Source organism: Paenibacillus sp. LjRoot56 (genome assembly GCF_964253335.1).
Taxonomy (GTDB): domain Bacteria; phylum Bacillota; class Bacilli; order Paenibacillales; family NBRC-103111; genus Paenibacillus_E; species Paenibacillus_E allorhizoplanae.
Window position 1 is genome coordinate 724,870 of the sequence record NZ_CAXURV020000004.1, and the last position, 24,779, is coordinate 749,648.

At 44.5% G+C, this 24,779-nt stretch carries 17 protein-coding genes; 3 read left to right on the forward strand and 14 right to left on the reverse strand.

The window, feature by feature from the left end:
• The first annotated feature begins 2 nt into the window (after positions 1 to 2).
• Positions 3 to 869, forward strand: a complete 867-nt coding sequence (locus ACSQ8O_RS29100) for a class I SAM-dependent methyltransferase (RefSeq protein WP_056620772.1) — start codon at positions 3 to 5, stop codon at positions 867 to 869.
• Positions 870 to 872: 3 nt separating this feature from the next.
• Complete coding sequence (locus ACSQ8O_RS29105; RefSeq protein ID WP_436244531.1) at positions 873 to 1,583, forward strand: RluA family pseudouridine synthase; 711 nt, start codon at positions 873 to 875, stop codon at positions 1,581 to 1,583.
• Between the two features lie 15 nt (positions 1,584 to 1,598).
• On the opposite strand, the gene ACSQ8O_RS29110 is transcribed toward ACSQ8O_RS29105, so the two are convergent.
• Positions 1,599 to 2,003: a MarR family winged helix-turn-helix transcriptional regulator gene (locus tag ACSQ8O_RS29110; RefSeq protein ID WP_056621812.1), complete on the reverse strand. Its 405-nt coding sequence runs from the start codon at positions 2,001 to 2,003 to the stop codon at positions 1,599 to 1,601.
• Between the two features lie 331 nt (positions 2,004 to 2,334).
• Here ACSQ8O_RS29110 and ACSQ8O_RS29115 point away from each other — a divergent pair, with 331 nt between their 5' ends.
• Positions 2,335 to 2,502, forward strand: coding sequence for a hypothetical protein (locus ACSQ8O_RS29115; RefSeq protein WP_157257037.1), 168 nt, complete (start codon positions 2,335 to 2,337; stop codon positions 2,500 to 2,502).
• On the opposite strand, the gene gyrA is transcribed toward ACSQ8O_RS29115, so the two are convergent.
• The 13 genes from gyrA to ACSQ8O_RS29180 form a co-directional block, all read right to left on the reverse strand.
• On the reverse strand, positions 2,493 to 4,934 hold the full coding sequence (gene gyrA / locus ACSQ8O_RS29120; protein WP_436244532.1) for a DNA gyrase subunit A: 2,442 nt from the start codon (positions 4,932 to 4,934) through the stop codon (positions 2,493 to 2,495). The genes ACSQ8O_RS29115 and gyrA overlap by 10 nt on opposite strands.
• A 116-nt stretch (positions 4,935 to 5,050) precedes the next feature.
• Positions 5,051 to 7,024 (reverse strand): DNA topoisomerase IV subunit B, encoded by a 1,974-nt coding sequence (parE, locus tag ACSQ8O_RS29125; protein WP_236285194.1) that lies wholly within the window; start codon positions 7,022 to 7,024, stop codon positions 5,051 to 5,053.
• Between the two features lie 27 nt (positions 7,025 to 7,051).
• Entirely contained in the window at positions 7,052 to 8,044 is a 993-nt protein-coding gene (locus tag ACSQ8O_RS29130; protein ID WP_082595796.1) for an ABC transporter permease, read from the reverse strand.
• A 15-nt stretch (positions 8,045 to 8,059) separates the two neighbouring features.
• Positions 8,060 to 9,022, reverse strand: a complete 963-nt coding sequence (locus ACSQ8O_RS29135; protein ID WP_436244533.1) for an ABC transporter ATP-binding protein — start codon at positions 9,020 to 9,022, stop codon at positions 8,060 to 8,062.
• Between the two features lie 12 nt (positions 9,023 to 9,034).
• Positions 9,035 to 9,850 (reverse strand): GDSL-type esterase/lipase family protein, encoded by an 816-nt coding sequence (locus tag ACSQ8O_RS29140; RefSeq protein ID WP_236285210.1) that lies wholly within the window; start codon positions 9,848 to 9,850, stop codon positions 9,035 to 9,037.
• Positions 9,851 to 10,838: 988 nt separating this feature from the next.
• Complete coding sequence (locus ACSQ8O_RS29145) at positions 10,839 to 12,686, reverse strand: ABC transporter ATP-binding protein (RefSeq protein WP_056614103.1); 1,848 nt, start codon at positions 12,684 to 12,686, stop codon at positions 10,839 to 10,841.
• Positions 12,683 to 14,524 (reverse strand): ABC transporter ATP-binding protein, encoded by a 1,842-nt coding sequence (locus tag ACSQ8O_RS29150; RefSeq protein WP_436244534.1) that lies wholly within the window; start codon positions 14,522 to 14,524, stop codon positions 12,683 to 12,685. The genes ACSQ8O_RS29145 and ACSQ8O_RS29150 overlap by 4 nt, the downstream gene beginning before the upstream one ends.
• A gap of 263 nt (positions 14,525 to 14,787) precedes the next feature.
• Positions 14,788 to 18,501 (reverse strand): dynamin family protein, encoded by a 3,714-nt coding sequence (locus ACSQ8O_RS29155; protein WP_436244535.1) that lies wholly within the window; start codon positions 18,499 to 18,501, stop codon positions 14,788 to 14,790.
• Between the two features lie 87 nt (positions 18,502 to 18,588).
• Positions 18,589 to 18,864 (reverse strand): hypothetical protein, encoded by a 276-nt coding sequence (locus tag ACSQ8O_RS29160; protein WP_028554377.1) that lies wholly within the window; start codon positions 18,862 to 18,864, stop codon positions 18,589 to 18,591.
• Between the two features lie 25 nt (positions 18,865 to 18,889).
• The gene (gene nth, locus ACSQ8O_RS29165) at positions 18,890 to 19,561 is read right to left on the reverse strand and encodes an endonuclease III (protein WP_436244536.1); all 672 of its coding nucleotides are present in this window, start codon (positions 19,559 to 19,561) and stop codon (positions 18,890 to 18,892) included.
• Positions 19,562 to 19,755: 194 nt separating this feature from the next.
• The gene (locus ACSQ8O_RS29170; protein ID WP_436244537.1) at positions 19,756 to 22,494 is read right to left on the reverse strand and encodes an S-layer homology domain-containing protein; all 2,739 of its coding nucleotides are present in this window, start codon (positions 22,492 to 22,494) and stop codon (positions 19,756 to 19,758) included.
• Between the two features lie 26 nt (positions 22,495 to 22,520).
• Positions 22,521 to 23,108 (reverse strand): GerMN domain-containing protein, encoded by a 588-nt coding sequence (locus ACSQ8O_RS29175; RefSeq protein WP_436244538.1) that lies wholly within the window; start codon positions 23,106 to 23,108, stop codon positions 22,521 to 22,523.
• Between the two features lie 68 nt (positions 23,109 to 23,176).
• On the reverse strand, positions 23,177 to 24,670 hold the full coding sequence (locus tag ACSQ8O_RS29180) for an N-acetylmuramoyl-L-alanine amidase (protein ID WP_436244539.1): 1,494 nt from the start codon (positions 24,668 to 24,670) through the stop codon (positions 23,177 to 23,179).
• Positions 24,671 to 24,779: the final 109 nt, after the last annotated feature.

The window sequence follows — 24,779 nt, forward strand, 5'->3', positions numbered from 1 at the left end:
ACATGTTTTATGCAAAAGATTGGGTCGATTATGAGCTTCTCGATACGGGCGGCGGCGAAAAGTTAGAGCGCTGGGGGACGATTGTTCTTCGTAGACCCGACCCACAGATTATTTGGCCACTACAGAAAGAAACGCCAGCTTGGCGTCAAGCTGATGCGCATTATCACCGCAGCTCCAGCGGCGGCGGCCAATGGCAACAGAATGCTGAGCTCCCTGAGCGTTGGACGATTACGTATGATCAGAAGCTGACCTTTTATATTAAGCCAACTAGCTTTAAGCATACGGGTCTTTTCCCTGAGCAAGCGGTCAATTGGAAATGGATGATGGACAAGATTAAGGGTGCTGGTCGTCCGATCAAAGTACTCAACCTCTTCGCTTACACGGGCGGAGCAACACTGGCGTGTGCGCATGCAGGTGCGGAAGTATGCCATGTGGATGCTTCTAAAGGGGTCGTTCAATGGGCGAAGGAGAATTTGCACTTGAGCGGTATGGGTTCTAGACCTGTTCGATTCATTACGGATGATGTTTTCAAATTCGTACAGAGAGAACAACGTCGCGGCAGCAAGTACGATGCGATCATTATGGATCCACCATCCTACGGACGTGGACCTAACGGTGAAACCTGGAAATTGGAGGATGACCTCTTCCCTTTCATTCAGACTTGCCAATCCATTTTGACGGACAACCCCTTGTTCCTGTTAATCAATTCCTACACGACAGGCATCTCGGCAACAGTGCTTCAGAACATTTTGACAATGGCGATGAAAGACAAGCATGGCGGCACGATCTCCAGTGGTGAAATCGGCCTGCCGATCACTCACTCCGGCCTTATGCTCCCTTGCGGTATTCTGGGACGCTGGGAGGCGTAAGCGGTGGCATTGAAGGATGAATACGGTGCATCGCAGATACCGATTATTTTCGAAGACAACCACATTCTTGTTGTTGAGAAGCCCGTCAACATGCCTACGCAGGAAGACGAGTCTCGTGATCTTGACTTGTTGAACGCCTTGAAGGCGGATATCAAGGAGCGTTACAACAAGCCCGGCAATGTTTACCTCGGGCTTGTTCATCGCTTGGATCGTCCGGTTGGCGGCGTGATGGTCTTCGCCAAAACGTCAAAAGCCGCGTCCCGACTATCGGACGCGGTACGAACACGTCAGCTCGATAAGACGTACGTCGCTGTCGTGCACGGTAAACCCTCCCAGCCGGCCGCTACGCTGCGCCACTGGCTGTGGAAGGATACGCGGACGAATACTGTCAGCGTGGTCAAGGCAGGCCAGCAAGACGCCAAGGAGGCGGTGCTGGACTATAAGCTGCTCGGCAGCCAAGACGGGCTCAGCTTGATCCAGATCAAGCTGCACACCGGGCGGCCGCATCAGATCCGCGTGCAGCTGGCTGCCATTGGCTGCACGCTGTACGGGGACCAGCGCTACGGCAGCGCTGTCAACAAACCAGGCCAACAGCTCGCGCTGTGGGCCACGGCACTTACCTTTGAGCATCCTGTGCTCAAAGAGGAGATGCACTTCCGGTCACTGCCACCTGTGCAGCGACCTTGGAACGAATTCTCCATCCCCGAGCTATGAGGGGATGAAGGCCATTTAATTCGCAACCTTGCCCAATAAATAAATAAGCAATTTCTGATTATGAGCGGAAACGCGATTCAGGTACGAATCCAACAGTTCTTCACGGATTCCACGGCCTCTCTCGCATTCCGCTTTTCCTTTATCCGTGACATGGATCCAAACAATTCGGCGATCCTTCTCATCTCGCACACGGGTAATCAACTCCGCTTTTTCCATCCGGTCTAGTAAGGTTGTAACGGCAGCAGGTGTCGTGGATAAATACTCGATTAAATCCGAAGGCTTCATACGTTCATGGACTAGGAGCAATTCAAGCACATTCAGTTGTCCTTCCGTAATCGTAGGGGCTAAGCCTACCTCCATCTGATTTTTCAATTCCTTCGATAATTTTAGCCATAGCTTTCCGAATTCATCGGAATACATCCTCATCAACTCGCTTCCATTTTCACCTATTTACAGCAAGTATAGCATGCCTTTTCTCTACTTTAAAGATTAATGCCATTAATATTTTCTTACAAAAATTGCGAGATTCATAGACATGCTGTGGTTTGCTGATACCTAATGTCGAGCCTTCACATAGTTTGTCTAGTCATGTGTGGAATGACAAGCGAATCGACTTCTTTTAACAAGTTGCCCAGTACCTACATATACTGATCGAAGGTGTCATGCACCCTTGTAATCAACAGCGAATCCCTTTACTTTCGGAGAAACTTGACGTGCAAGGCTGTTAACTTACTTTCAAGGAGTGATTGGATTGGAAGCTTGGAAAGTGGAGCTAGGCAAAAAAGCGCTGGAAGCCGGTATGCTAAAAGACCCACAGTGGCTTGATCGATTAGATGAACCGATGCCCCTGTGGGTCTTATTAGAGTTAGCTTTTGCATTAATTGAAAGGTTGGATCCTCCAACGATTAGTTACGATTGAGGAAAGCGCAAAATCTCAACAATCGATTCTGTTTTCGTCACAGGAATAAGTGATTTACCTTGGGCTTTGCGATCTTCTAAAGGAGCTGTTTCTGTTGAGAATCGCAGTTTCTCGCCATTACTCATCACCGCTGTAATCAAGTAATCCATTTTCACAATGAATGTCCGGATTAAAGCTGAACCGTTAGGTCTGACACGCTTACCTTCCTTGAATTCGAAGGTAATAATCCCCTTCCCGCCGCGACCTTGAATTGGATAGTCTACAACGAGAGATCGCTTCGCATACCCGAGGTCCGAGATCACCAGTACTTCCCCTTCATCCCCATAGATCCACTCAGCTGATACGACTTCATCGTCTTCCTTGAGCTGGATGCCGCGTACACCTGCGGCCGCACGGCCCATCGGGTTTACTTCTTCCTCACGGAAACGAATGCTCATGCCTTGCTTCGTTACGAGAAGAATTTCCTTCGAATTGTCACTCATTTGAACATGAAGCACTTCATCTTGCTCGCCAAGTTTGCACGCAACAATCGCATTTGAGCGGTTCGTCATATATTCCTTCAGCTCTGTCCGCTTCACTTGACCTTTTCGTGTTACGAACACGAGTGACTTCGTCGGATCCTCGAATCCCTTGACTGGAATGACATTCACGATTCGATCTTCCTTCGCAATCGGGATGACATTCACGATCGCTGTTCCGTTCTCTTTCCACTTATACTCTGGAATTTGATGGACAGGCAATAAGTAGTATTGCCCCTTCTTCGTGAAGATCAGCAAACTCTCGATCGTATTGACATCCAGCAAGAAACGAAGATAATCGCCTTCCTTCAAGCCTGTATTCTCAAGCTCTCCACCTGAACGTGTGAATGAAAGCTTGCTTGTACGCTTCAAGTAGCCTTCATTGGACAAGGTGACAAGCACATCTTCCGCCGTTACTAGAACTTCTAGATTAACTTTCAGTTCTTCGACTTCTCCTTGAATCTCAGAGCGACGATCAATACCATATTTCTTGCGGATCTCGCCCATCTCATCCTTAATAACGCCTAGTAGTTTCTTCAAGCTGCCAAGAATCCCACGCAAGTATGCAATTGTTTTCTCAACATCCTTCAATTCCTTCTCCAGCGTTGTTATTTCCAAATTCGTTAAACGGTATAATTGCAGGACGAGGATGGCATCAGCTTGTCGTTCCGAAAAATGAAACTTCTCTACGAGATTATTTTGAGCATCCTGCCGATTTTTCGATGCTTTAATTGTGGCAATGACCTCATCTAGTATGTTCAGTGCTTTCACAAGTCCTTCGAGGACATGTGCTCGATCTTCCGCTTTCTCAAGCTCATATTGGGAGCGGAACGTCACGACCTCTTTCTGATGCCCTATATAGGCTTCTAGAATCTCGCGGATACCGAGCTGACGAGGTGCTTTATTCACAATTGCAACCATGTTGAAGTTATACGTGACTTGCAGATCCGTTTTCTTCAGCAAATAGGCCAGAATCCCTTGTGCATCTGCTTCCTTCTTGAGCTCAATCACGATACGAAGCCCATTCCGTCCGCTTTCATCCCGTACTTCCGCGATTCCCTCGATTTTTTTCTCCAGACGGATATTCTCCATCGCCGTTACTAACCGAGATTTAACCACTTGATAGGGAATTTCTGTTATCACAATTTGCTGTCTGCCACCGCGCATTTCTTCGATCGCAGTTTTGGAACGGATATAGATACGGCCTTTACCTGTCCGGTAGGCTTCACGAATGCCTTCTTCGCCCATGATGATCCCTGAAGTCGGGAAATCAGGACCTTTGACAATAGACATTAATTCGTCAACCGTAATTTCAGGTTTATCGATCATAGCAGTACAAGCATCAATAATTTCGCGCAAGTTATGTGGCGGAATTTCTGTTGCAAAGCCTGCAGAGATCCCACTTACCCCGTTAACGAGCAAATTTGGATAACGAGCAGGTAAAACGACCGGTTCTTTGGTTGAATTATCGAAGTTATCTTTGAACATGACCGTGCGCTTCTCAATATCCCGCAGTAATTCCATTGCGATTTCTGACAACCGTGCTTCGGTATAACGCATTGCTGCTGGTGGATCATCGTCTAAGGAACCCCAGTTCCCGTGACCATCGACTAGTGTATGCCCCATTTTCCATGGCTGTGCCATACGTACCATACCGTCATAAATCGACGCATCACCATGCGGATGATAATTACCCATTACATCCCCAACGGTTTTGGCTGATTTCCGGTAAGGCTTATCTGGCGTATTGCCGGAGTCATACATCGCATACAACACACGACGTTGAACTGGCTTCAAGCCGTCTCTCACGTCAGGTATTGCGCGATCTTGAATAATATATTTGGAATACCGACCGAAGCGATCCCCTACGATCTCCTCCAGAAAGGCTGGCAAAAACTCTTCTATGATACTCACTTTCTCGTCACCACTCTTTTTGGAAATATAACAATTACATGTTTCACATGATAAGTTGTCTATATTTTTAGATAAACGCTTTCGTCCTTTGAGGACGACGTAGCCGTTTATTTCATCTACTCAACATATTCCGTAAAATCAACGTTTTCGATAATCCATCTCTTACGTGGATCTACTTTATCGCCCATCAATGTTGTCACACGACGTTCTGCTTTGGCCGCATCTTCGATCTGTACTTGGAGCAGCGTTCGACTTTCTGGATTCATCGTCGTTTCCCACAGCTGATCCGGATTCATCTCGCCTAATCCTTTATAGCGCTGAAGCTCCGTATTCTTACCGAGTTCTTTGACCACTACCTGCAGTTGATCGTCCGTCCAAGCATATTTATGACCACCATTTTTACCTTTTCTCGTCACTTTATACAGAGGAGGCTGAGCAATATACACTTTGCCAGCATCAATCAATGGTTTCATGTAACGATAGAAGAAAGTTAGCAGCAACACTTGAATGTGTGCGCCATCCGTATCGGCATCTGTCATCAGAATAATTTTGCCGTAATTCGTCTCTTCCGCCTCGAACTCAGAACCTACTCCAGCCCCGATCGCTGCGATAATGGCTTTATATTCCTCATTTTTCAAAATATCAAGAAGCTTGGCTTTCTCGGGATTCATCGGCTTACCTTTGAGCGGCAATATCGCTTGATGCTTCGAATCACGCCCTTGCTTCGCTGATCCACCAGCGGAATCACCTTCCACGATGAATAGCTCATTCCGTTGCAAATCCTTCGATTGCGCAGGTGTTAGCTTCCCATTCAGGTTAGAGCTCTCACTCTTCCCTTTCTTGCCGCTGCGAATCTCTTCGCGTGCTTTACGCGCGGCTTCTCTCGCTCTGGATGCTTGTACAGCCTTCTTCAACATCATTTGCGCTATGTGAGGATTTTCTTCAAGGAAAACGGTCATTTTATCGGATACAACGGCATCTACCGCACTACGTGCAATAGCACTTCCTAGTTGGTCCTTGGTTTGACCTACGAATTCGACATCACCCATCTTGATATTGATGACGACCATCATACCTTCTCTGAGATCCGTCCCATCGAGGTTTTTATCCTTTTCCTTGAGAATGCCCCCTTTACGGGCATATTCATTCATCACTCGCGTGTAAGCTGTCTTAAAACCCGTCTCATGGGTTCCACCGCCGCGTGTAGGAATCGAATTTACGAAGGATGCAATCGTCTCCGTATAGCCATCATTGTATTGCAGAGCGACTTCAACTTCAATTTCTTCCTTCTCCGAGGCAAAATGAATAACAGGATGCAGCACGGTCTTCTCTTCATTCAGGAAGGCTACAAACTGGCTTGCACCGCCTTCATACTGGAACGAATCCACTTTATCTGTGCGTTCATCTTTCAAATTAACTTGAAGACCCGAGTTCAGGAATGCAATTTCCTGCAATCGCTCAGCAAGCGTATCGTAATTGATCGTCGTTCCACCTTGGAAGACGCGTTTATCTGGTTTGAAAGTTACTTTCGTCCCTGTGCGATTGGTATTGCCGATAACCTCAAGTCCTGTTACAGGTTCACCAACATGTTCTATGCCTTTATCATCAACCCAATATTCAAAACGCATCTTATGCACTTTGCCATCGCGATTAATTTCTACTTCCAACCACTCTGAAAGCGCGTTAGTTACCGAAGCACCGACACCATGCAAGCCTCCAGATTTCTTATAGCCTGAACCTCCGAATTTACCGCCAGCGTGGAGGATGGTGAATACGACTTGTGGCGTAGGAACACCTGTCTTATGCATGCCTGTAGGAATACCGCGGCCATTATCATGGACGGTAACCGATTGATCTTTATGTATCGTGACATTAATTTTGGAACAATGCTTTGCCAGATGCTCATCGACTGCATTATCTACGATTTCCCAGATCAGATGATGAAGACCTGAAGAACTGGTACTGCCAATATACATCCCTGGTCTTTTACGAACAGCAACAAGCCCTTCCAGGACTTGAATATCGTCTGCTTCGTAATCTGTCGTGGGTGTCGGGGCTTTCCCTTTCGCAAATTCTAGCTGCTCAGCCATTGGAGCCCTCCTTTATCTCTTTAATCTCTAATTTAAAATATCTTTGCGCGAAAATACCGTAAACGAAACGATAAGCGCTATTACAGTCCATACGCTTAGCACACTAAGCGAGAACCCTAAATCCATACCTTGAATAGGTGGGATCCCTCCGGTTAGATACTTCGTCAGATCCAAATTGACCATAAACAAATATTTAGCCGTCTCCCACGAGGAAACCATGTTTGATAAAATGGTTCCTGATATTAATACGGCAAGCATGACCCCCATACCTGCTGCGGTTGATCGAATTAGTACAGAAAGCATAAGCGACATGATCGCTACTACGATTGCTGTAAACCATACTAAGCCGAATTCCATCAAGAGAAAGAACCATTGATCTACGGCGCGAACACGACTAAAATCGACATCTGCCCCAGACAACTGTATGCCTGTGAAAATAGGCATGTTCCATCCGTTATAACCAAAAACAACGCCAGAAATCAAGTAACAAATCAATCCCGTCGATAAAACAGTCAGTGAGGTGAAGAAGATAACGGTAATTAATTTACTCAATAGGATTTTCCAACGCCTGACCGGTCTTGTCAACAATAATTTAATAGTCCCCGTAGAATGCTCGGATGATACGATATCTGCTGAAATGACCATAATAATCAACGGAATAAATAAACCAACGGCATTTTTCACAAATTCACGTGTAAATGTAACCGCATTCGGTGAACTTGGATTCACGTCTTGATCCAGATAGTAATTTGCAATTTGAATTTGTACACGGAGCTGCTGCTTCCACTCATCCGGCGTTCGTGCTGAGCTAAGGCGTTTTTCCCAATCAGTCACTTTCTGCCGCTGATCCGCCTTCCAATCCGATGTACCAAATTGCTTCTGTGTATGTTGAGCAACTCGCATTTGAGCATAAGTGAACATGGGAATTAAAGCAAGAAGAATAAGTAGAATGACATAAAATCGCTTTTTCTTAATCATTTTGATCATTTCATTTTTAACTAAAGCATAGAGTCCTGTCAATTCATTCACCTTCTCCTACTCGATTCGTTCCCCTTCGGTTAGACGCAAGAACAAATCTTCAAGTGTTGGATTTTTGATTTCTACTGCGTACAAACTAATTCCTTGTTCGATAAGAAGCTGGCTTAGTTTAGGAATGTCTTCTTGATTCATTTGAGTTGAAATCTGCATAACCGTTGGTGGTAAGTTAGATAGATTATCTGTATCTACCGCAATGGCTGAAATCACGAACTCAGAAGATTGCAGTACGCGCTGCGCATGTTCACCTGGTGAAACCGTCCACACCACTCTACCGCCTTGAGCAATGAGTTCATCGACAGCACCGACTTGAATCACTTCACCATGACTAATAATCGCTACACGGTGGCACATTTGCTGAAGTTCGCTGAGCAAGTGACTTGAGACGAATAAACTCAGTCCATCTGCAGCTAATCGTTGTATAAACTCCCTCATTTCTTTGATCCCCTGCGGGTCAAGTCCATTTGTTGGCTCGTCCAAAATCAGTAAGCTTGGTCGCCCTAATAACGCTTGAGCAATCCCTAAGCGTTGGCGCATGCCAAGTGAATAGGTACGCACTTTATCATGAATCCGCTGATCCATCGAGACAATTTCCACGACTTCTCTAATCCGGTTCTCATCGACATCAGGCAGCATGCGGGCAAAATGCTCGAGATTTTCCCAACCTGTCAGATAGGAATAAAGCTCTGGATTTTCAACAATACAACCCACTTTTCTCATCGCTTCGTCATGCTCTTTATGTACATCAAACCCACAGATTTGAATAGTCCCTTCCGTAGGACGAATCAAATCCACGAGCATACGAATTGTCGTTGTTTTGCCTGATCCATTAGGCCCAAGAAAACCAAATATTTCACCAGCATAGACATCAAAAGAAATGCCTTTAATAATCTCTTTGTTTTTGATTCTTTTTTTAAGATTATTGACAGATAAAACGATTTTAGGCGTTGCTGCTATAGCCATAGCATGTCCTCCCTATTTTAAAATTTGGACGATCCGATCCGCAATTCGCTCATACCCATCCCCGTTCGGATGAAAATGATCGGCAGAAGATAAATATTTGATCAAATTTTGCTCAAATAGGTCGTAGGTAGGAACAATGAGCATCTGTGGGTACTTATTCGTCAGTTTAAACACGCCGTTATTCCAGCGTTGCACGGTTAAGGAACCTTGTCTCGATGGATCAAGATCTAGAAAAGGGTGATACAAACCGATATATAAGAGCGTTGCTTTCGGGTTCGCTTGATTTATGGATGAGATGATCTTTTCCATTTTGGCTAGTGCTGGGTCTACCCGTTTCTCTGCTGCTTCAGGATTAAATTCGGTCTGATTGTCTCCTTTAAAGAGCCCATCCCCTCCAGCAAAAATATCATTTCCACCGATCGTAAGCAAAATGATATCTGCTTGCGCTAGTGCATCTTGTGTTTTTTTTAATTCTAAATCAGCAAGAAGCTGATCGCTTTTGTAGCCAGGAATAGCTAGGTTATTAAGCACAAAAACGGGTTTACCGCTTGCTTTTTCCAGCTTTTCACGGACACGACCAACATAGCCTTTACCCGTATTGTCGCCAGTTCCTGCTGTGAGTGAATCCCCGAGTGCAACGATTTGCAGCTTGCTGCTGCTTTCAATAATCGATGGTTTCGTAGGTGCTGGAGTAGCGAGTTGCAAATCTCCAGACGCTTTAGGGAACCATATTTGATTCGCCGCGTACGCAAAGCCAACGGCGAAAACAATCGTAGATATTGACGCGGTTAAACCAATGGCACCCCAGATGAAGCGAGATGATTTCAATGCTTTCCCCTCCTGCGAATAATTGGCATATTTCCAATTTAAGAGTATAGCTTCTCGTCAAATTTTGCAAACATTGGACAGATTCGTCGAGTTTACGGCATGGGATTGCAGGATGCTCACAAATAGTTCCACTCTGCAAGTCGATTTTATCGACATACAGCGTGTTCACTGCTCTAATTCTCCCTTGTAAGTCGATTTTATCGACTTACAGCAACTACACACCACTTTTTCAGGTGACAGATTGTGTCGTTGGGATGGCGGGTGGTGACTAGTTGGGCGCGGGGGCTATTAGTGAATCGTGTCTCGTTAAGTGGCAGTTGTCTCTAGTAGGTGTGTCCCTGTGGCTCAATTACCCTATTAATCGGTAGCACTCAAATTCAGAAAATTAGCCCAACCATGGGCTTAAATGATGGTGAATATGACAAGAAAGCAGCCTAACCCTACAAGAGGCCGGCCGCTTCCACTGCATTTATTTACTATCGAGGTTTAACAATAATTTGGTTTGAATATCGAGTTGTTTATCAATGGAAACAGGTCACCAGGGAAGATCTCACTCGTATTCAATTAGTGCGGACGTTGTTTATTTTTCATATATGTGGCCGGTGGAATACCAGCCATTTCGGCTAATTCCTCAATTGTCATTTGAAGATGAGAAAATTGCTCCAATTATTCCATGGTGCGCTTTACAGATAGAAGACGATACTTCTCTAGCTCAAATGCTTTTCCATCCTCTAGAATACGGCGTAGGAGGTCTTGAAAAGCCGCTTGTGAACGCATTCTACCTAATGCCTCAACAGAATGCCAATGTATCCAAATCGTATAACAGAGTTCGCTTATTGCTGATGCATTGGTTAACCCAATGTCACCCTGCAGCTCTCGCTCTTGTAATTTCTAGTATTGAACCCCTGTCTCCTATTTCATCAATCGCATCGCATAAAAAAACTGCCCAACCACATTCAAGTGGCTAAGCAGCTCCTCTTCTTTATGTCTACACAGCATCCTGCAAAAATTTATACTGGGCTTGGATCAAACCGTAATAGATCTTCTGTTCCTTCATGAGCTCATCATGATTACCAATTTCCATCATGCGTCCGTGATCAAGCACGACAATTTTGTCTGCATTACGAATCGTAGATAGACGATGTGCCACGATAAAGGACGTACGACCTGCTAAGAGTGTCTTCAGCGCCTCTTGGATTTTGAGCTCCGTATCTGTATCAATACTTGCTGTCGCTTCATCCAAAATGAGCACACGCGGATTAGCAAGCAGCGCTCTTGCGAATGAAATCAATTGGCGCTGTCCCATCGACAGGACGTTACCGCGCTCTTGCACCTCTGTATCGTACCCATTGGGCAACTTAGCTATAAAATCATGCGCATGAACCGCTTTCGCTACCTGCTCGATCTCATCGTCTGTGGCGTTTAAACGGCCAAAGCGAATGTTGTCGCGAATCGTACCAGAGAAAATAAACGTATCTTGGAGCACGACACCAATTTGGGAGCGAAGACTATGGATCGTCACTTGACGGATGTCGTGACCATCGACTTCTACAACACCCTCATTCGGGTCATAGAACCGGCAAAGCAAGTTCATGATCGTACTTTTGCCTGAACCTGTATGTCCCACTAGCGCAATGGATTGCCCTGCGGTTACATCCAAATTGATCCTGTTCAGCGCAGGACGTCCTGGCTCATACTCAAACACGAGATCTTTGAACTTCACATTTCCTTGTACATGAGGTAAATCCTTGGCACCCTCGATTTCGGAAACAGTAGGTTTCTCATCGATGAATTCAAAAATCCGTTCTGCGGAAGCCATCGCAATTAATAACTGTGAGTACATCTGCCCTAATCGCGTAATTGGCTCCCAGAAGTACCCAATGTACGTTGCAAAAGCAACAAGCAAACCAATGGAAATTTCCCCAGTTTGAACCAAATGCGCACCTAACCAGAACAAGATACAATATCCTATCGCGCCTGTAATTTCAATGAGTGGCCCAAAGGATTGATTTAACATGGATGCGCGGTTCCAGGACAACCGATTGGTCATATTCATTTTCGTGAAAAATTGAATGTTCTCTTTCTCTTGCGTGTACGCCTGTGTGACACGAATACCTTGAATACATTCGTTTAAATGGGCATTTAATCGGGATTGCTTCATCGTAACGTCCTGCCAAGAACGACGAATTTTGGTCCGAAGCTTCGTCGATATGAAAAACATAATCGGAACTGTTACTATGATCGATGCACCTAATTTAAAATTAAAGGATAACAAAATGATGATGATTCCTACCAGTTGTACAATATCAATCAATAAGTTGACGACACCGTTCGTAAATAAATCTTGTAACGAATTGACATAGTTTGTTACACGAACAAGTACGGATCCAGCTGGTCTTGTATCGAAGAACCGGAATGAAAGCTTTTGAATATGGCTAAAAAGGTCATGACGGAGGTCGTAGATTACTCGTTGCCCTATCATGTTCGTATATTTAATGCGGAAGGTGTTCGCAATCCATTGAATGAGATAAACACTGAGCATAATACCAACTATCAGTAAGAGAAGGTTCTTATCTTTAGGTATAATGGCATTGTCAATCGCTTTACTGATGAGAAGTGGAACTGTCAATTTAGTAATCGCACCCAAAAGCATCATGATGATGATAATTGGGAGCATTTGTTTTCGATAAGGCTTCATATAACCAAACAAGCGTTTTAATTGGCCCCAGTCAAAAGGCTTTTCGATCAGTTCATCATCTTGATAAACGAAGCGATGCCCTGTTTGAGAATCAGGATTGGTTGAAGCTGCATCAGCTTGCTTCGATGTAGTACTCAATTTGCCAACCTTCTTTCTGGCGTAGCGATTGGATTTATTTTGGCATCAACCGATTCCTGAGAAGTACCTTCTTCACGAGCAACTGCTGCTTGGTTCTTTGCCGTTTGATTTTGCGGACCGTCCGCATACTGAATGTCATACGTTTGACGGTATAGGCCTTCTTGCTGTAAAAGCTCTTGATGCGTACCTCGTTGAATGACCCGCCCTTTATCAAGCACAATGATTTCATCTGCGTGCTTCAACGAAGAGATCCGGTGAGCGATGATAAACGTCGTACGACCTGCCATGACTTCACCAAAACCTGCTTGAATCTCATGCTCAGTTTCCATATCAACCGCACTCGTAGCATCATCTAGAACGAGGATTTTCGGATCTTTGATCAAGGCTCTTGCTATAGCAATCCGTTGCTTCTGACCACCTGAGAGCCCAAGTCCTCGCTCACCAACTAGCGTGTTATATCCCTCTGGCAGTTCTGAAATAAAATCATGTGCTTTCGCAAGTTTAGCTGCGCGAATAATCTCATCCATCGTTACATCCTTGCGACCATAAGCGATATTGTTACGAATAGTAGATGAAAATAAGAATGTTTCTTGGAAAACTGTTGAAATTTGGCTACGGTAGCTTTCAAGTTGCAAGGAACGAATATCTTTCCCATCCAACATTACCTTGCCTTCTTTCACGTTATAAGCTCTCATGAGCAGCGAAATCACGGTAGTCTTTCCAGACCCTGTGCTTCCTAAAAGCCCAATAACAGAGCCTGGAGGCGCATCCAAAGTAAAATCATAAAGAGCCGGCTGTTTCTCGGGATACGCGAAAGTGACATGATCGAATCGCACATGCCCATCAACCTTAGTAAGCGCTGCAGCATTTTCGCTATCTTTGACATGCATGTACTGATGTAGAACCTCTAGAATCTTTTCACCAGAAGCTTTCGTTTGCGTAAAGTTATTAATGTGAAAACCAAGACCCCACATAGGACCGATTATGTACCAAATGAGACTAAAGCAGGCAACTAATTCACCTAGTGAAATCATCCCGTCAATAACCATGTAGCCCCCAGCTCCGAGTAAAATAACAACACTCAAGTTCGCTAGAATTTCCATGATCGGAAAATACTTCGCCCAAATCCCTGACGATCCAATATTCATGGACTTGTAATCTTCATTGCGTGCTGCGAACTTGGCAACCTCATGAGGTTCGCGAGCAAAAGATTTAACCGTCCGTACACCTGTAATGTTTTCCTGAACAGCCGTCGTCATTGTGCTTAATGACTGACGTACCATCCGGAAAGCCGGATGAATTTTGCCTTCAAAGCGTACTGCCGTAAATGCCAGAAATGGCATTGTGATCATCGTAAGTAAAGCTAACTTCCAACTGATGGAGAACATCATGCCCATGCCGAAAACGAGCATTAACAACACATTCAGCATTTGTGCGAAGCCAAAACCAATAAATTGGCGTATCGCTTCCAGATCAGCTGTCAACCTGGACATTAGATCTCCTGTTCTAGCTTGATCATAATACTGGAAAGATAAATATTGAAGCTTTTGGTAAAGCGCATTCCGTAAGTGGAATGCAACACGGTTTCCTAAGCGTCCCCCGCATAAACCATGTAAGAATTGAAACATCCCTTTCGTTGAAACGACTAAAACAACGATCAGTGCCAGTCGAGGCACCAGGTCAAATTGCTTCTTGGTGATAACTTCGTCAATCAGATACCGAAGTAAATTGGGATACACCAAGCCGAGCGCGGTAGCGATTGCAAGACATGCAATAGCTCCAAAAAACAGTTTTTTCTCTGGCCAAAAATATGGCTTCAGTTGCCTGAATACATCCACTTTGGGCCCTCCTTAAAAGGATAGATTTGAAACGCTTATAATGTGTGAACACTTTATGAATCTTAACACCATCACTATATGTGAGCAATTCGAGGAAACTCGGATTTAAACGCTTAATTAGGCATAAATTCACAAAATCGTGTAGTAATCCCCCCTATTCTTTTAAATCATCGGGATAACCGCCATTGAAAGCCCTTACATGAGCAATCCAAAAAAAGGAGCAACTAAGTTCCACAGAACCTAGTCCCCCTTTTGTTTAACAACTAAACAAATGCCTTCAACTGATGCTGTTTAGATATGAGTTCATCCAAATCAATCTTCATTTGAAGCGCATCACGAAGCCCTTCTGAGTGCTCTTTGACCTGTTGCTCCATGATCGATTTCTGAGCTACTAACCAATTTTCTAACTGGATGCCATACGCTTGTTCAAGCTCTGAGGTTTGACTTTCAATAAAAGCAACAACCGGCGCATTGATCCGATTTTCTAATTCGGCTTTGAGCTTGCTCTTACCATCACCCTCGAAAAATTGCTTCGCATTCTTGAAATAACTCTGAAGCAGCTTCAAGCTCACTTCCGACGCTTCAAGCTTCGTTGTCACCTCAGGTGTCACAAACGTATTCGGCTCGTAGGCAGCCTTCTCAAAGCCTTCAAGCAGTAAGCTCAGCTCCTCGCCCCAGCGATTCATCCGTTTGGTGCTGATGAGATTCATGCGGTTCTCCACACGCAGTGTAGTCGCTAGAACCTCCTGAGATAAGTCATGACCAATCATACGTAGTAGTTCATTCCAAGCGAATTGTAGTGCGGCTTTCGGATCTTTGGCCTCATCACGGAAAGTTGAAGGGTTGAATGCAAAATTATAAAGCTCTCCGAACCGATACATCGTACGTTGCTTGACATAGTACATCAACTCTTGAATTTCTTTCTTCAATTCTTTTAGCTCTGCATCATACCGCGTGTCATCAAGCAAATCTAAGCCCTGCTGCTCCGACTCGTCCAGCATGATCAATTGCAACCTGCGTTCTTCCTCACCTGACTGTGCTCGCTCCAACCACTTCTGCATCGTACCGATGGCGCGATGCAGCTCGAGATTAGCCGAGTGAATGGCGACATCACTGAGCTCATTCAAGGTAAACTGCACAAACTGCTGCTCAAAAGGCTGAATACCCGATTGTACAACTAAGTTATCGTCCCCCTTGATTTTCCCCTCTGCTGCCAAGTAACTGGAAATCGGATAAATTCGTGGATGACGAATGCCATGCTGCACTAAATTCGTTTCCACATGCTTAACAACACCTTCCAGCTCCTCAGCGCTTGCCGCCAAATCAGCTGCATTCACGATGAAAAACATTTTATCCATTTCAAAGCTATCCTTCACACGGCCTAGCTGGAGTAGGAACTCACGATCCGCTTGGGAAAAAGCATGGTTATAATAAGTGACGAATAGGATGGCATCTGCATTTTTAATATAGTTAAAAGCAACACCCGTATGTCGAGCGTTAATGGAATCTGCCCCTGGTGTATCCACGAAAATGATACCTTGATCCGTCAGTGGGTTGGAATAATACAATTCAATAAATTCTACAAAACAGGATTTATGTTCTTCCGCCACATAACCAGAAAATTCATCTTTGGTGATCCGAAGTTCAGTCCCCAAATGACTGGAGGCTGATTCCCAGCCTTTTTCAACGGCTTTCAGGAACGAGAAATGCGGTTTTCCTTTGGCTGTTACGTCAGCAGGTGAAAGCTGACTAATCCGCTTCAAAGCGCTAGTCATATCCGTCGCCTCTACGCCAAGAATTTGGAGCGAGTACAGGACATCTTCCAAGATGGCGTCAGCCTTCTTCATCTTGACCTTAGCTGTGCCATGCGGCCAGCCTTCCGTCGGCGGCATAATCTTGTTGATCGCCGCCGTCGTCGGATTTGGCGACACTGGCAACACACGTTCACCAATCAACGCATTCGCGAACGAAGACTTACCAGCGCTGAACGCGCCGAACAGCGCAATTGTGAACGTTCGCTGGCGCAGACGTTCCGCTTTCTCGCGCATGGAGCGCGCGAGCGACCGCATCGACGGCAGCCCGTCGATGAGGCTCGAGGCCGCCTGCAAGTCGGCGGCCTTGCGCTCCATGCGCTTGCCGTGTTCACCCGTGGTGAACACGGATGACGGCACTTCGGACGTTTCGGCTGCCACTGTGGAGGCAGCCGCGTCCGTGCCTGCAGCCGCCGACGCAGTCGCGGCGGCTTGCAGGATCGTGCCCATGGAGGTCACGTGCAGGTTAGCCCCGCTTAGCGGGGCTGCTGCCGGCTCCTCCATGGCCGTGTACTGCTGCGCATCCGGCAGCGCCGGCGCAGAAGGTCTTTCCCAGCTGGCCATGCGCAGCAGCTGGGTCTCTGCTGCCGCCTCGGCTTCCTCGAGGCGGGCGAGCTCGCGGCTGGCGCTCAGCCGGCCGCTTAGGGCTTGCAGCTCAGCCGCAAGCGCAGCGGCTGCTGGACGTGAGTTATCGCTGACCGAAGCCGCGATGATGTCAATCACCGCAAACGCCAGTTTGCGGTACTGCAGCTTCAGTTCCCCAGCTAGCTGCTTCATGTAGTTCAGCGTATACTCGCCGCCAAACGTCGCTCCTGTATTCACTTGTGAACCGATCAAATCGCCAGTAACTTCGACTTTCAACGCTTCAATCTGTGCAATTAGCGCAGCATCATGTTGCCCTTGCTCGCTTGCTGCCTTTTTCAGCGCATCACGCAAATGCCAATCCAGCTGTGCTTCTACTTGCTCTGCCAAATCGGCCTGAAATGCGGTTAGCCGTTTCTCTTGCTCTGCAGCAGTCTTTGCTGCACTTGAGAAAAATCCAACCTTAAATCCGGGTTTACGGCTCTCTAGATAGGCATTAGCATAATCCCTCGTTAGCGCAGGCGTAATATTTGCATTCTCAATTATGGCGCCAACATCTTTACGAAGCTCAGTAATTAACAATTCAGGCAAATTTTTCAATGCCATAAGTTCGGCTTGCTTGGCTGCTGCCAACGTTTGAACGTCCTCAACATCGCCTTCCTCGTTGATCGACTCCAGCAACTCCGCCTTCTGCGGTTCATGTTGCTCCGCCAACCATTTGCTGTGTTCGGCAGCCAAATAACGTGCAGATGCATCAATGCTATAGCTTCGCAAGATTTCACCGCGCTCGATAAGACGGCTCAGCAACCACTGCAGCTTAGCGTACTCATTATGTGGATGAGCTGGCTCCTTCATTGTCACAAATAACAGATCATCAGGTTCAATACCCCAATTTAAGAAGGCTTGCTTCGTTCCACTTTGGTACTGCTCGAAAGGAAGCTCCCATTCCTTATGCTTATCAATCATATTAACAACAAGATAGAGCGGTTTCCCCCACTCTTTCATTTTCTTTGTGAAAGCTAAATTCACTTCAGATTGCACATGGTTATAGTCCATGACATAGAACACCACATCAGCTAAATGCAAAGCGGATTCAGTAGATTGATGATGCGCATCATCTGTAGAATCAATGCCCGGCGTGTCCAGCAAAGCTGTATCTTCACCGAGGAAGAGAATAGGGTAAGTAATCTCAACCGTTTCGATATCCGTTCCGTTCACACAATAGGCTTCTAACTCGCTGAGTGGAATGGTTGTTGTCATCCCTTGCGGGTTGACCTTCCCTTCATGGCTGCGATGAGTTACATGCGCACCAGGTTGCCCATTACGAATACTAACAATATTAGCACTCGTTGGAATTGGACTTGATGGTAACAAAGCTTGGCCACACAGCTGATTAATAAGTGTTGATTTTCCAGCAGAGAAATGCCCGCAGAACGCAATATTCATCCGTCCACTATCGAGCTTATCCAGCAATTGCCCCATTTTCGTGGCATTATCATCATCACCTGCATGCCCAAGCACTTGCTGCATCTTCTTAAGTGCATCCGGCATGACCGTGATGCTTCCAGCTACCAATTGCGTCATTCGTTCATTCCGCTCCTCTATGATTTGTTCTTTAGTACTACCTCTCAGCTATACAGAAAAAAAATCTCCCAAAGGGAGATTCTGGACTTACGTGAGGGCGATTTTTTCTTTTTCCGGTAGGAAAATTTCAAAAACGTCACGATGTTGAAGAATCGTAATATCCGAATCCTTCACTTTCATCACAACAACCTCGGATTTTGTTTTCATTTTGTCTATGTAATTCTGAGGAACCTCACCGGATTCACTGACAGTTACACCTTCAATGACTTTTTCCTCATTATCAGCTAACGGTGTATTGATTACTTGCTCATAAATATCGGAGAACAATTCGAAGCTATTAGTATATACGGCGATGCATTTCATTTCAATCCCATCCTTTGTCAGCATTTCATTTGTTTGTAATAGTTTTCCTAGTTGGTTGTGGTTTCATACGCTTCTTCCCCTCACGGCATTTGTCCAATAGAGGACAGAAGGTGCAATTGGGGTTCTGTGCCTTACAGTGATATCGACCAAAGAAAATGAGTCGATGATGTGTTTGCGTCCATTCGTCTCGCGGAACTTTCTTCATTAACTTTTTTTCAACTTCCAGCACGGAATCATCCGAGCCCACAAGTCCCAATCGCTTAGAGACTCGTTCCACATGTGTGTCAACCGCAATCGCCGGCACGCCAAAAGCGTTCGATACAACGACATTTGCTGTCTTACGTCCAACACCTGGCAATTCAACTAACTGCTCATGCTTCTCAGGAATTTCACCACCGAACTTGTCCAGTAGCAATTGACACAGCTTATGAATATGACTAGCCTTGTTACGAAATAGTCCAATCCTCCGAATATCTTGCTCCAATTCCTCTAACGGAACAGCCAAGTAGTCTTCAGGGGTTTTGTACTTCGCAAACAAGTCTTTTGTAACCTTATTCACGGTTTCATCCGTACACTGAGCCGATAGTAATACAGCAATTGTTAATTCAAATGGATTACTGTGGTTCAACTCACAATGCGCATCCGGATATAGCTCACCGATCGTATCCAGAATATGTCTTACTGTCTTCTGTGTCATAGCTGATCTTCCTTAGGGTCGTAATATTCTCCAGTTTAGCGAATTGTTAGGTCATAATCAATCCTTGAAAGCGTCAAAATGCGAACATTTTCTAAAAAATAAACATTTTTTTTTGAAAAATAGAAAAAACCGTCTGTTTGAGATGATTAGCTTCTCAAATACAGACGGTTGTCCTCTAACTTTTGTTCAAATTTCTATTTTTCAATCTCAACAATTTTATTGTCAATGATATACAGATTCAATTGATCACCAGATACATAGGAGGATACCGGTACAACTGTGGAACCATTATGGAAGTAAGCTCTAGGGAACAAATTGTACGCAGTCCGATCACCTGCACTATTAGCTTTCATGTAGACTTGGTTCAACGTAGAGCTGTATTGATCAAACTCACGTTTAGAAGCTGCAGCTACTTGGATGAGCAATTTATCATTGATATCTTTCATCAATTGAACACGATCCCCCACCTTAATGGAGGAGAAACTCAAGTCAGCACCACCGTTAAGTTTCACACTGTAATTGCTACCTGCACTAATGACTTGACTTTTACCCGTAAAATCTTGAACAGTCAAGCTTGTACCTGCTGCATTCACAGCTGTTACTTTACCACGAATCGGTGTTATTAGCTCTGCCTTCGTAATCGCAAGTCCTTTAAAAGTTAATTTCACATAGTCGTCAATTGCCAAATCAGCGAACGCTGCACTAGTACCATCGGCTTTCACAAGGGAAACACCATCTAATGCGATTGTATAGTTTGTATTCGTGCCATCCATAACCGTAGCTTGTTTCAAGTTCGCATTGGTTAGAAGGGTTTTATATATCGTCGTGTTCGTTGTGACGATTTTAGTTACAGTCGTTTGATCATAGCTAAGCAGAAGACTTACCTTATCTCCCACTTTCAAATCAGAAAGCGTACTGTTCGGCTTATTTGCAACTTCAACGATAGGTGTAAAGTTCAGTTTAAACGTTAAGCTTTGCCCACTATCTGTTTTCAACGTGACATCATTCGTCTGTAAATTCAATTGTGTTAATGCGCCGTCTAACTGCGTGGACATTTGAATACTCAACACTTTTTTATTAGAAACCAGAACATCTACATATTTACCTGGGGTAAAAATACCATTAAAAGAGCTAAACGGCAATTTGCTGCCATTAAACGTGATGGAAATACCATCATTTAAAATATAAGCATTTGGATTTCCAGCATTATCTGTAACCGTTAGAATTTTAGATGAGTCCTTATAATCAATGATTTTGGCAAAATATAAATTCTCAATCGATCGATTTATTACTGTAATCGTTGTAACCTTATTATTCAACACGTCTAGCTTTAATTGATCACCAGCAGCCAGATCATAAATACTTGCGTTCGTTAAACCATTAATAACAACGCTAGCATTATTACTCAATTCAAAGGCATCGACTGTCTTACCAGAAGTTTTATTGATCAAAATCGTAGAATGATCGTCCGTAAATTGTTTGAATGTTCCTTCTACACTCGTTCCAACATCCGCTTGCTTTTTAACGATAATCTTAACAATCTCACTATTCTTGACCGTGTACTCTACCGTATCACCAACATGTATCGCATCTACACTAATTAACGTGTTATCTGCGAGTGTCGCAACTACATTACTCGAGAAGCCAAAAGTCTCAGTCTCACCTGATGCGGACTCAAGCAACGTCAATTGCATTGCGTCTTTATTTAATGTCTGAATATCGCCAACCGCTGTTTTATTCACCGGGATTTGTTTTACAACGATAGATGTATATTTGTCGCTGTCCACAAGTTGACTTTTACGAATTTGAATCGTGCTGCCCACAACGATCTCACCTAGGCTAAGTCCTCGCCCTTCGCTATCTGTTACAGCAACATCCGACGCTAAATCGTAACTTTCATAATCATCTAGGGTTGCTTTCATCGTTGTCAGATTCAGCTTTAACAACTGACCTTCGTGAATGTCCATGTGCAGTTCATCACTAAGAATTTCTACATAATAAGCTGTTCCGTTTACTTGAACAATCGATATTTCGTATGTTTCTTGCAGAACTTTTGGTGATATGGCAACATCATCTTTATTTCCGAAAAATACAGTATTCGGTGAAATTTTATAAGTACTAGTATTCCCGTCTTTATCCATAAGACCGATGCTACCGCTCGTTAGGCTAGTCAAATAGCCCTTCTTCGCACGCTCTGGCAAAGTAATCGAATCCTTTTGAGAACGACTTAGGAAAGCCGCCATTTGCGCACGAGTTACAGCGCCTTTCGGTTGAAAAGAACCATCCTCGAACCCATCTACGATTTTTAGAGCTACGGCTGCATTAATGAATCCTAATGCACTGCTGCTGATCTGCGTATTATCTGTAAATGATGTTGCCTGGCTCGATAAACTTTGTGCAAGAGAAGCTTTGCCAATAGCTCGGATGACAACTTCAGCTACCCATTCTCTTGTCGCTTTTTGATTTCCCCAATTGCCAACAAGCTTCGTTCCTTGACTTCTTAATTTTTCTTGTTCTGTTGAAATCAAGCCTTTTTGTAGGGCTAGTGCTACGTAGTTTCGAGCATATTTATCAACTAACATGAAATCAGGAAACACCGTTTCCGACGACAAATTATCGACATCTGCCTGTAAACCCATCATCCGTGTAGCCATAATTAGCACATCTTGTTGCGTTACCGAAGTTTCCGGTGAATAGATGCCATCGCCTACTCCCTCAATAACGCCTTCCAAAGCAAGCTTCGAAATGTGGCGAATCCCCCAGTAGTTACTACTCACATCATTAAAAGAAAGACGAACATTCGAATTAGAGGTTGTCGTTGAAGTTGTTGAAGTTGTTGAATTATTCACGGGTGCTGCAAGGACTGGCGTACCTGCTAGACTTGTGATGATTAATGAGCTTACGATAGCACTCGCCAATTGCTTATTTTTCATAATCAAAGTTAACTCCTCTTCAGATCCTAATTAGTAGGTCGTTTAATCGGGTATGGAAGCTCCAAATGTCCCATTAAACTATCTACTTGCTTACCATCTTTAAGTACATACAATGTTTTTACTTCTGGGAATTGAAAAATCGTTTTCTTCAGTGCTTGTACGAATAACTCTTCCCCAGGAGCACCTAATTGCGTTTTGGGGCCGAATGTCATATCCAGCTTCATTTCACCTTTGACAGCATCGAATTTCACACTTGTGAATTTCAAATCATCAAATAAGGGAATAGCCTTTGGATCATCACTTTTCTGAAGTGCTTTAAGAGCAGCCTCATACGCATCAGAATCCTTCTCAACACTCACTGTGACCACTTTTTCAACGAGCTTCATTTCATCTTGGTCACTGTAATAGGCTTTCACCTGCAACTGCTTCAGAGGCGCAACTGTAGGTTTCGGCGTGACCGTTGGTGTGGAAGTTATTGCACTTGGTGTTGTAGTTGACTGCGGTGCCGTAGTAGCTGCCCCAGATAATTGCATTTTCTGGCCACAAGCCGTAACAGACAATGTTATGGCACTTACAAGGAGCGCTCCTTGAACTAGGCGACTTGTTTTGTTCATCTTATTCACTCCTTAGCGTTATGCCTAGACAGGCTAGCCTAGTTTGAACCGCTTGATGGTCTATTTGCTTATTTAAGGTTCAAATATTCCTTAATCGCGGCAACAAGTGAAGCAGCTAATTTGTCCTGAAATGTCTCTTTATACATGGCAGATTCATCATTTTTATTGGACAAATAACCAACTTCAAGCAAGACTGCAGGCATACTAGTTTTGGTGATAACGCGGAAGTCTGCTTGACGAACCTTTCGATCAGCAAACCCAGTAGCTGGAACAGCGTACTTATGAATTACGTTAGCGAAATCTAAGCTTTCTGGCCTGTTATAGTAAGTTTCCGTTCCTGATACAGTTGCTTTGGCACTATTTCCGTGGATCGATAAAAATAAGTCTGCTGAAATATCATTAGCAAAAGAAACTCGATCATCTAGCGGAATAAAAGTATCATCAGAACGGGTCATCAGAACATGCATCTGCTTATCTTTCGATAATAGTGCCTCTACCTTCTTCGCTGTAGCAAGTGTAAATTCCTTCTCATGCTTACCCGTGATGGAAAGTGCGCCAGGATCGTTGTCACCGTGACCAGCATCGATGATAACCGTTAATTTCCTCTCTCCAATTGAAGCCTTCCATTGATTAGGAAGTTTGGATGTAATCGTCTGGTACTCCGCTGGCGCGTTCAAATCCAGAATAACTCTAACTGTAGCCGGATTATCGTTGAAATTTGAAAATCGTACTTTGGACACTAACGGCTGCTTGGATGGCAATTCTCCTGAATTTTTAACAAGTAGCTTCTGCAGTGATTCATCTAATGTGGTGTTAGGGAAATCAAACACAAGACGCGAAGGATTCGATAAAGTTAAGACTTTCGGACTTAGGCTTCCATCCTTAGCAATGACTGATAATTCCGTTTCTGATAGTGAAATAGACGTAATCACGTGAACGGACGGGTCTGGCGTGATTGTACCTGTACCTGTACCTGTACCTGTACCAGTTCCTGTTCCCGTACCGTTTCCTGTGTTTGTCCCGGTAGAAGGTTTCGTTCCTGGAGGTTTGGTCTCCGGATTTGCTGTACCTCCATCTGGAACTACAACTTCTACAGGACCCGTGACTGGTTTAGAATCCGAATCAATATCTTTGAACATATGCACGGAAGAAGTAGCGCCATCCCACTTAAATTCTATACCCAATACTTCACCGATGAAACGCAGCGGAAGCATTGTTGAGCCATTTTCGATCTTAGGTCCTACTTCTAACGTTTCTTTTTTACCATTAATGATAGCTGTTACATTGTTAATCACGAGTTGGATATTGATTTTGTCCTTCACGATAGTTACCTTACTTGTAGCTTCGTCCCAGCTCACTTTTGCACCGATTTGTTCGACGATTATTCGAACGGGAACAATCGTATTATCATTCACAATACGCGGTTGAACACCTTGGACTTCGAGTTGCTTCTCATTCATATAAAGCTTAATCGGCTTTGGCGCTTCAGCTCCAAAGGCGGTTGTTGGCAGCAGCAACAGACATGCGAGCAAAAACAAACAAAATGCAGGAAATTTCATCATTCACCTCTATGTAATGTCGGAATTGGGGGATTTCGGGGGATGTAGGAACGCAACCAATCAGCTAATTCTACGAAACTATCAACTTCCTTTATATTATAGCAAAATTAAC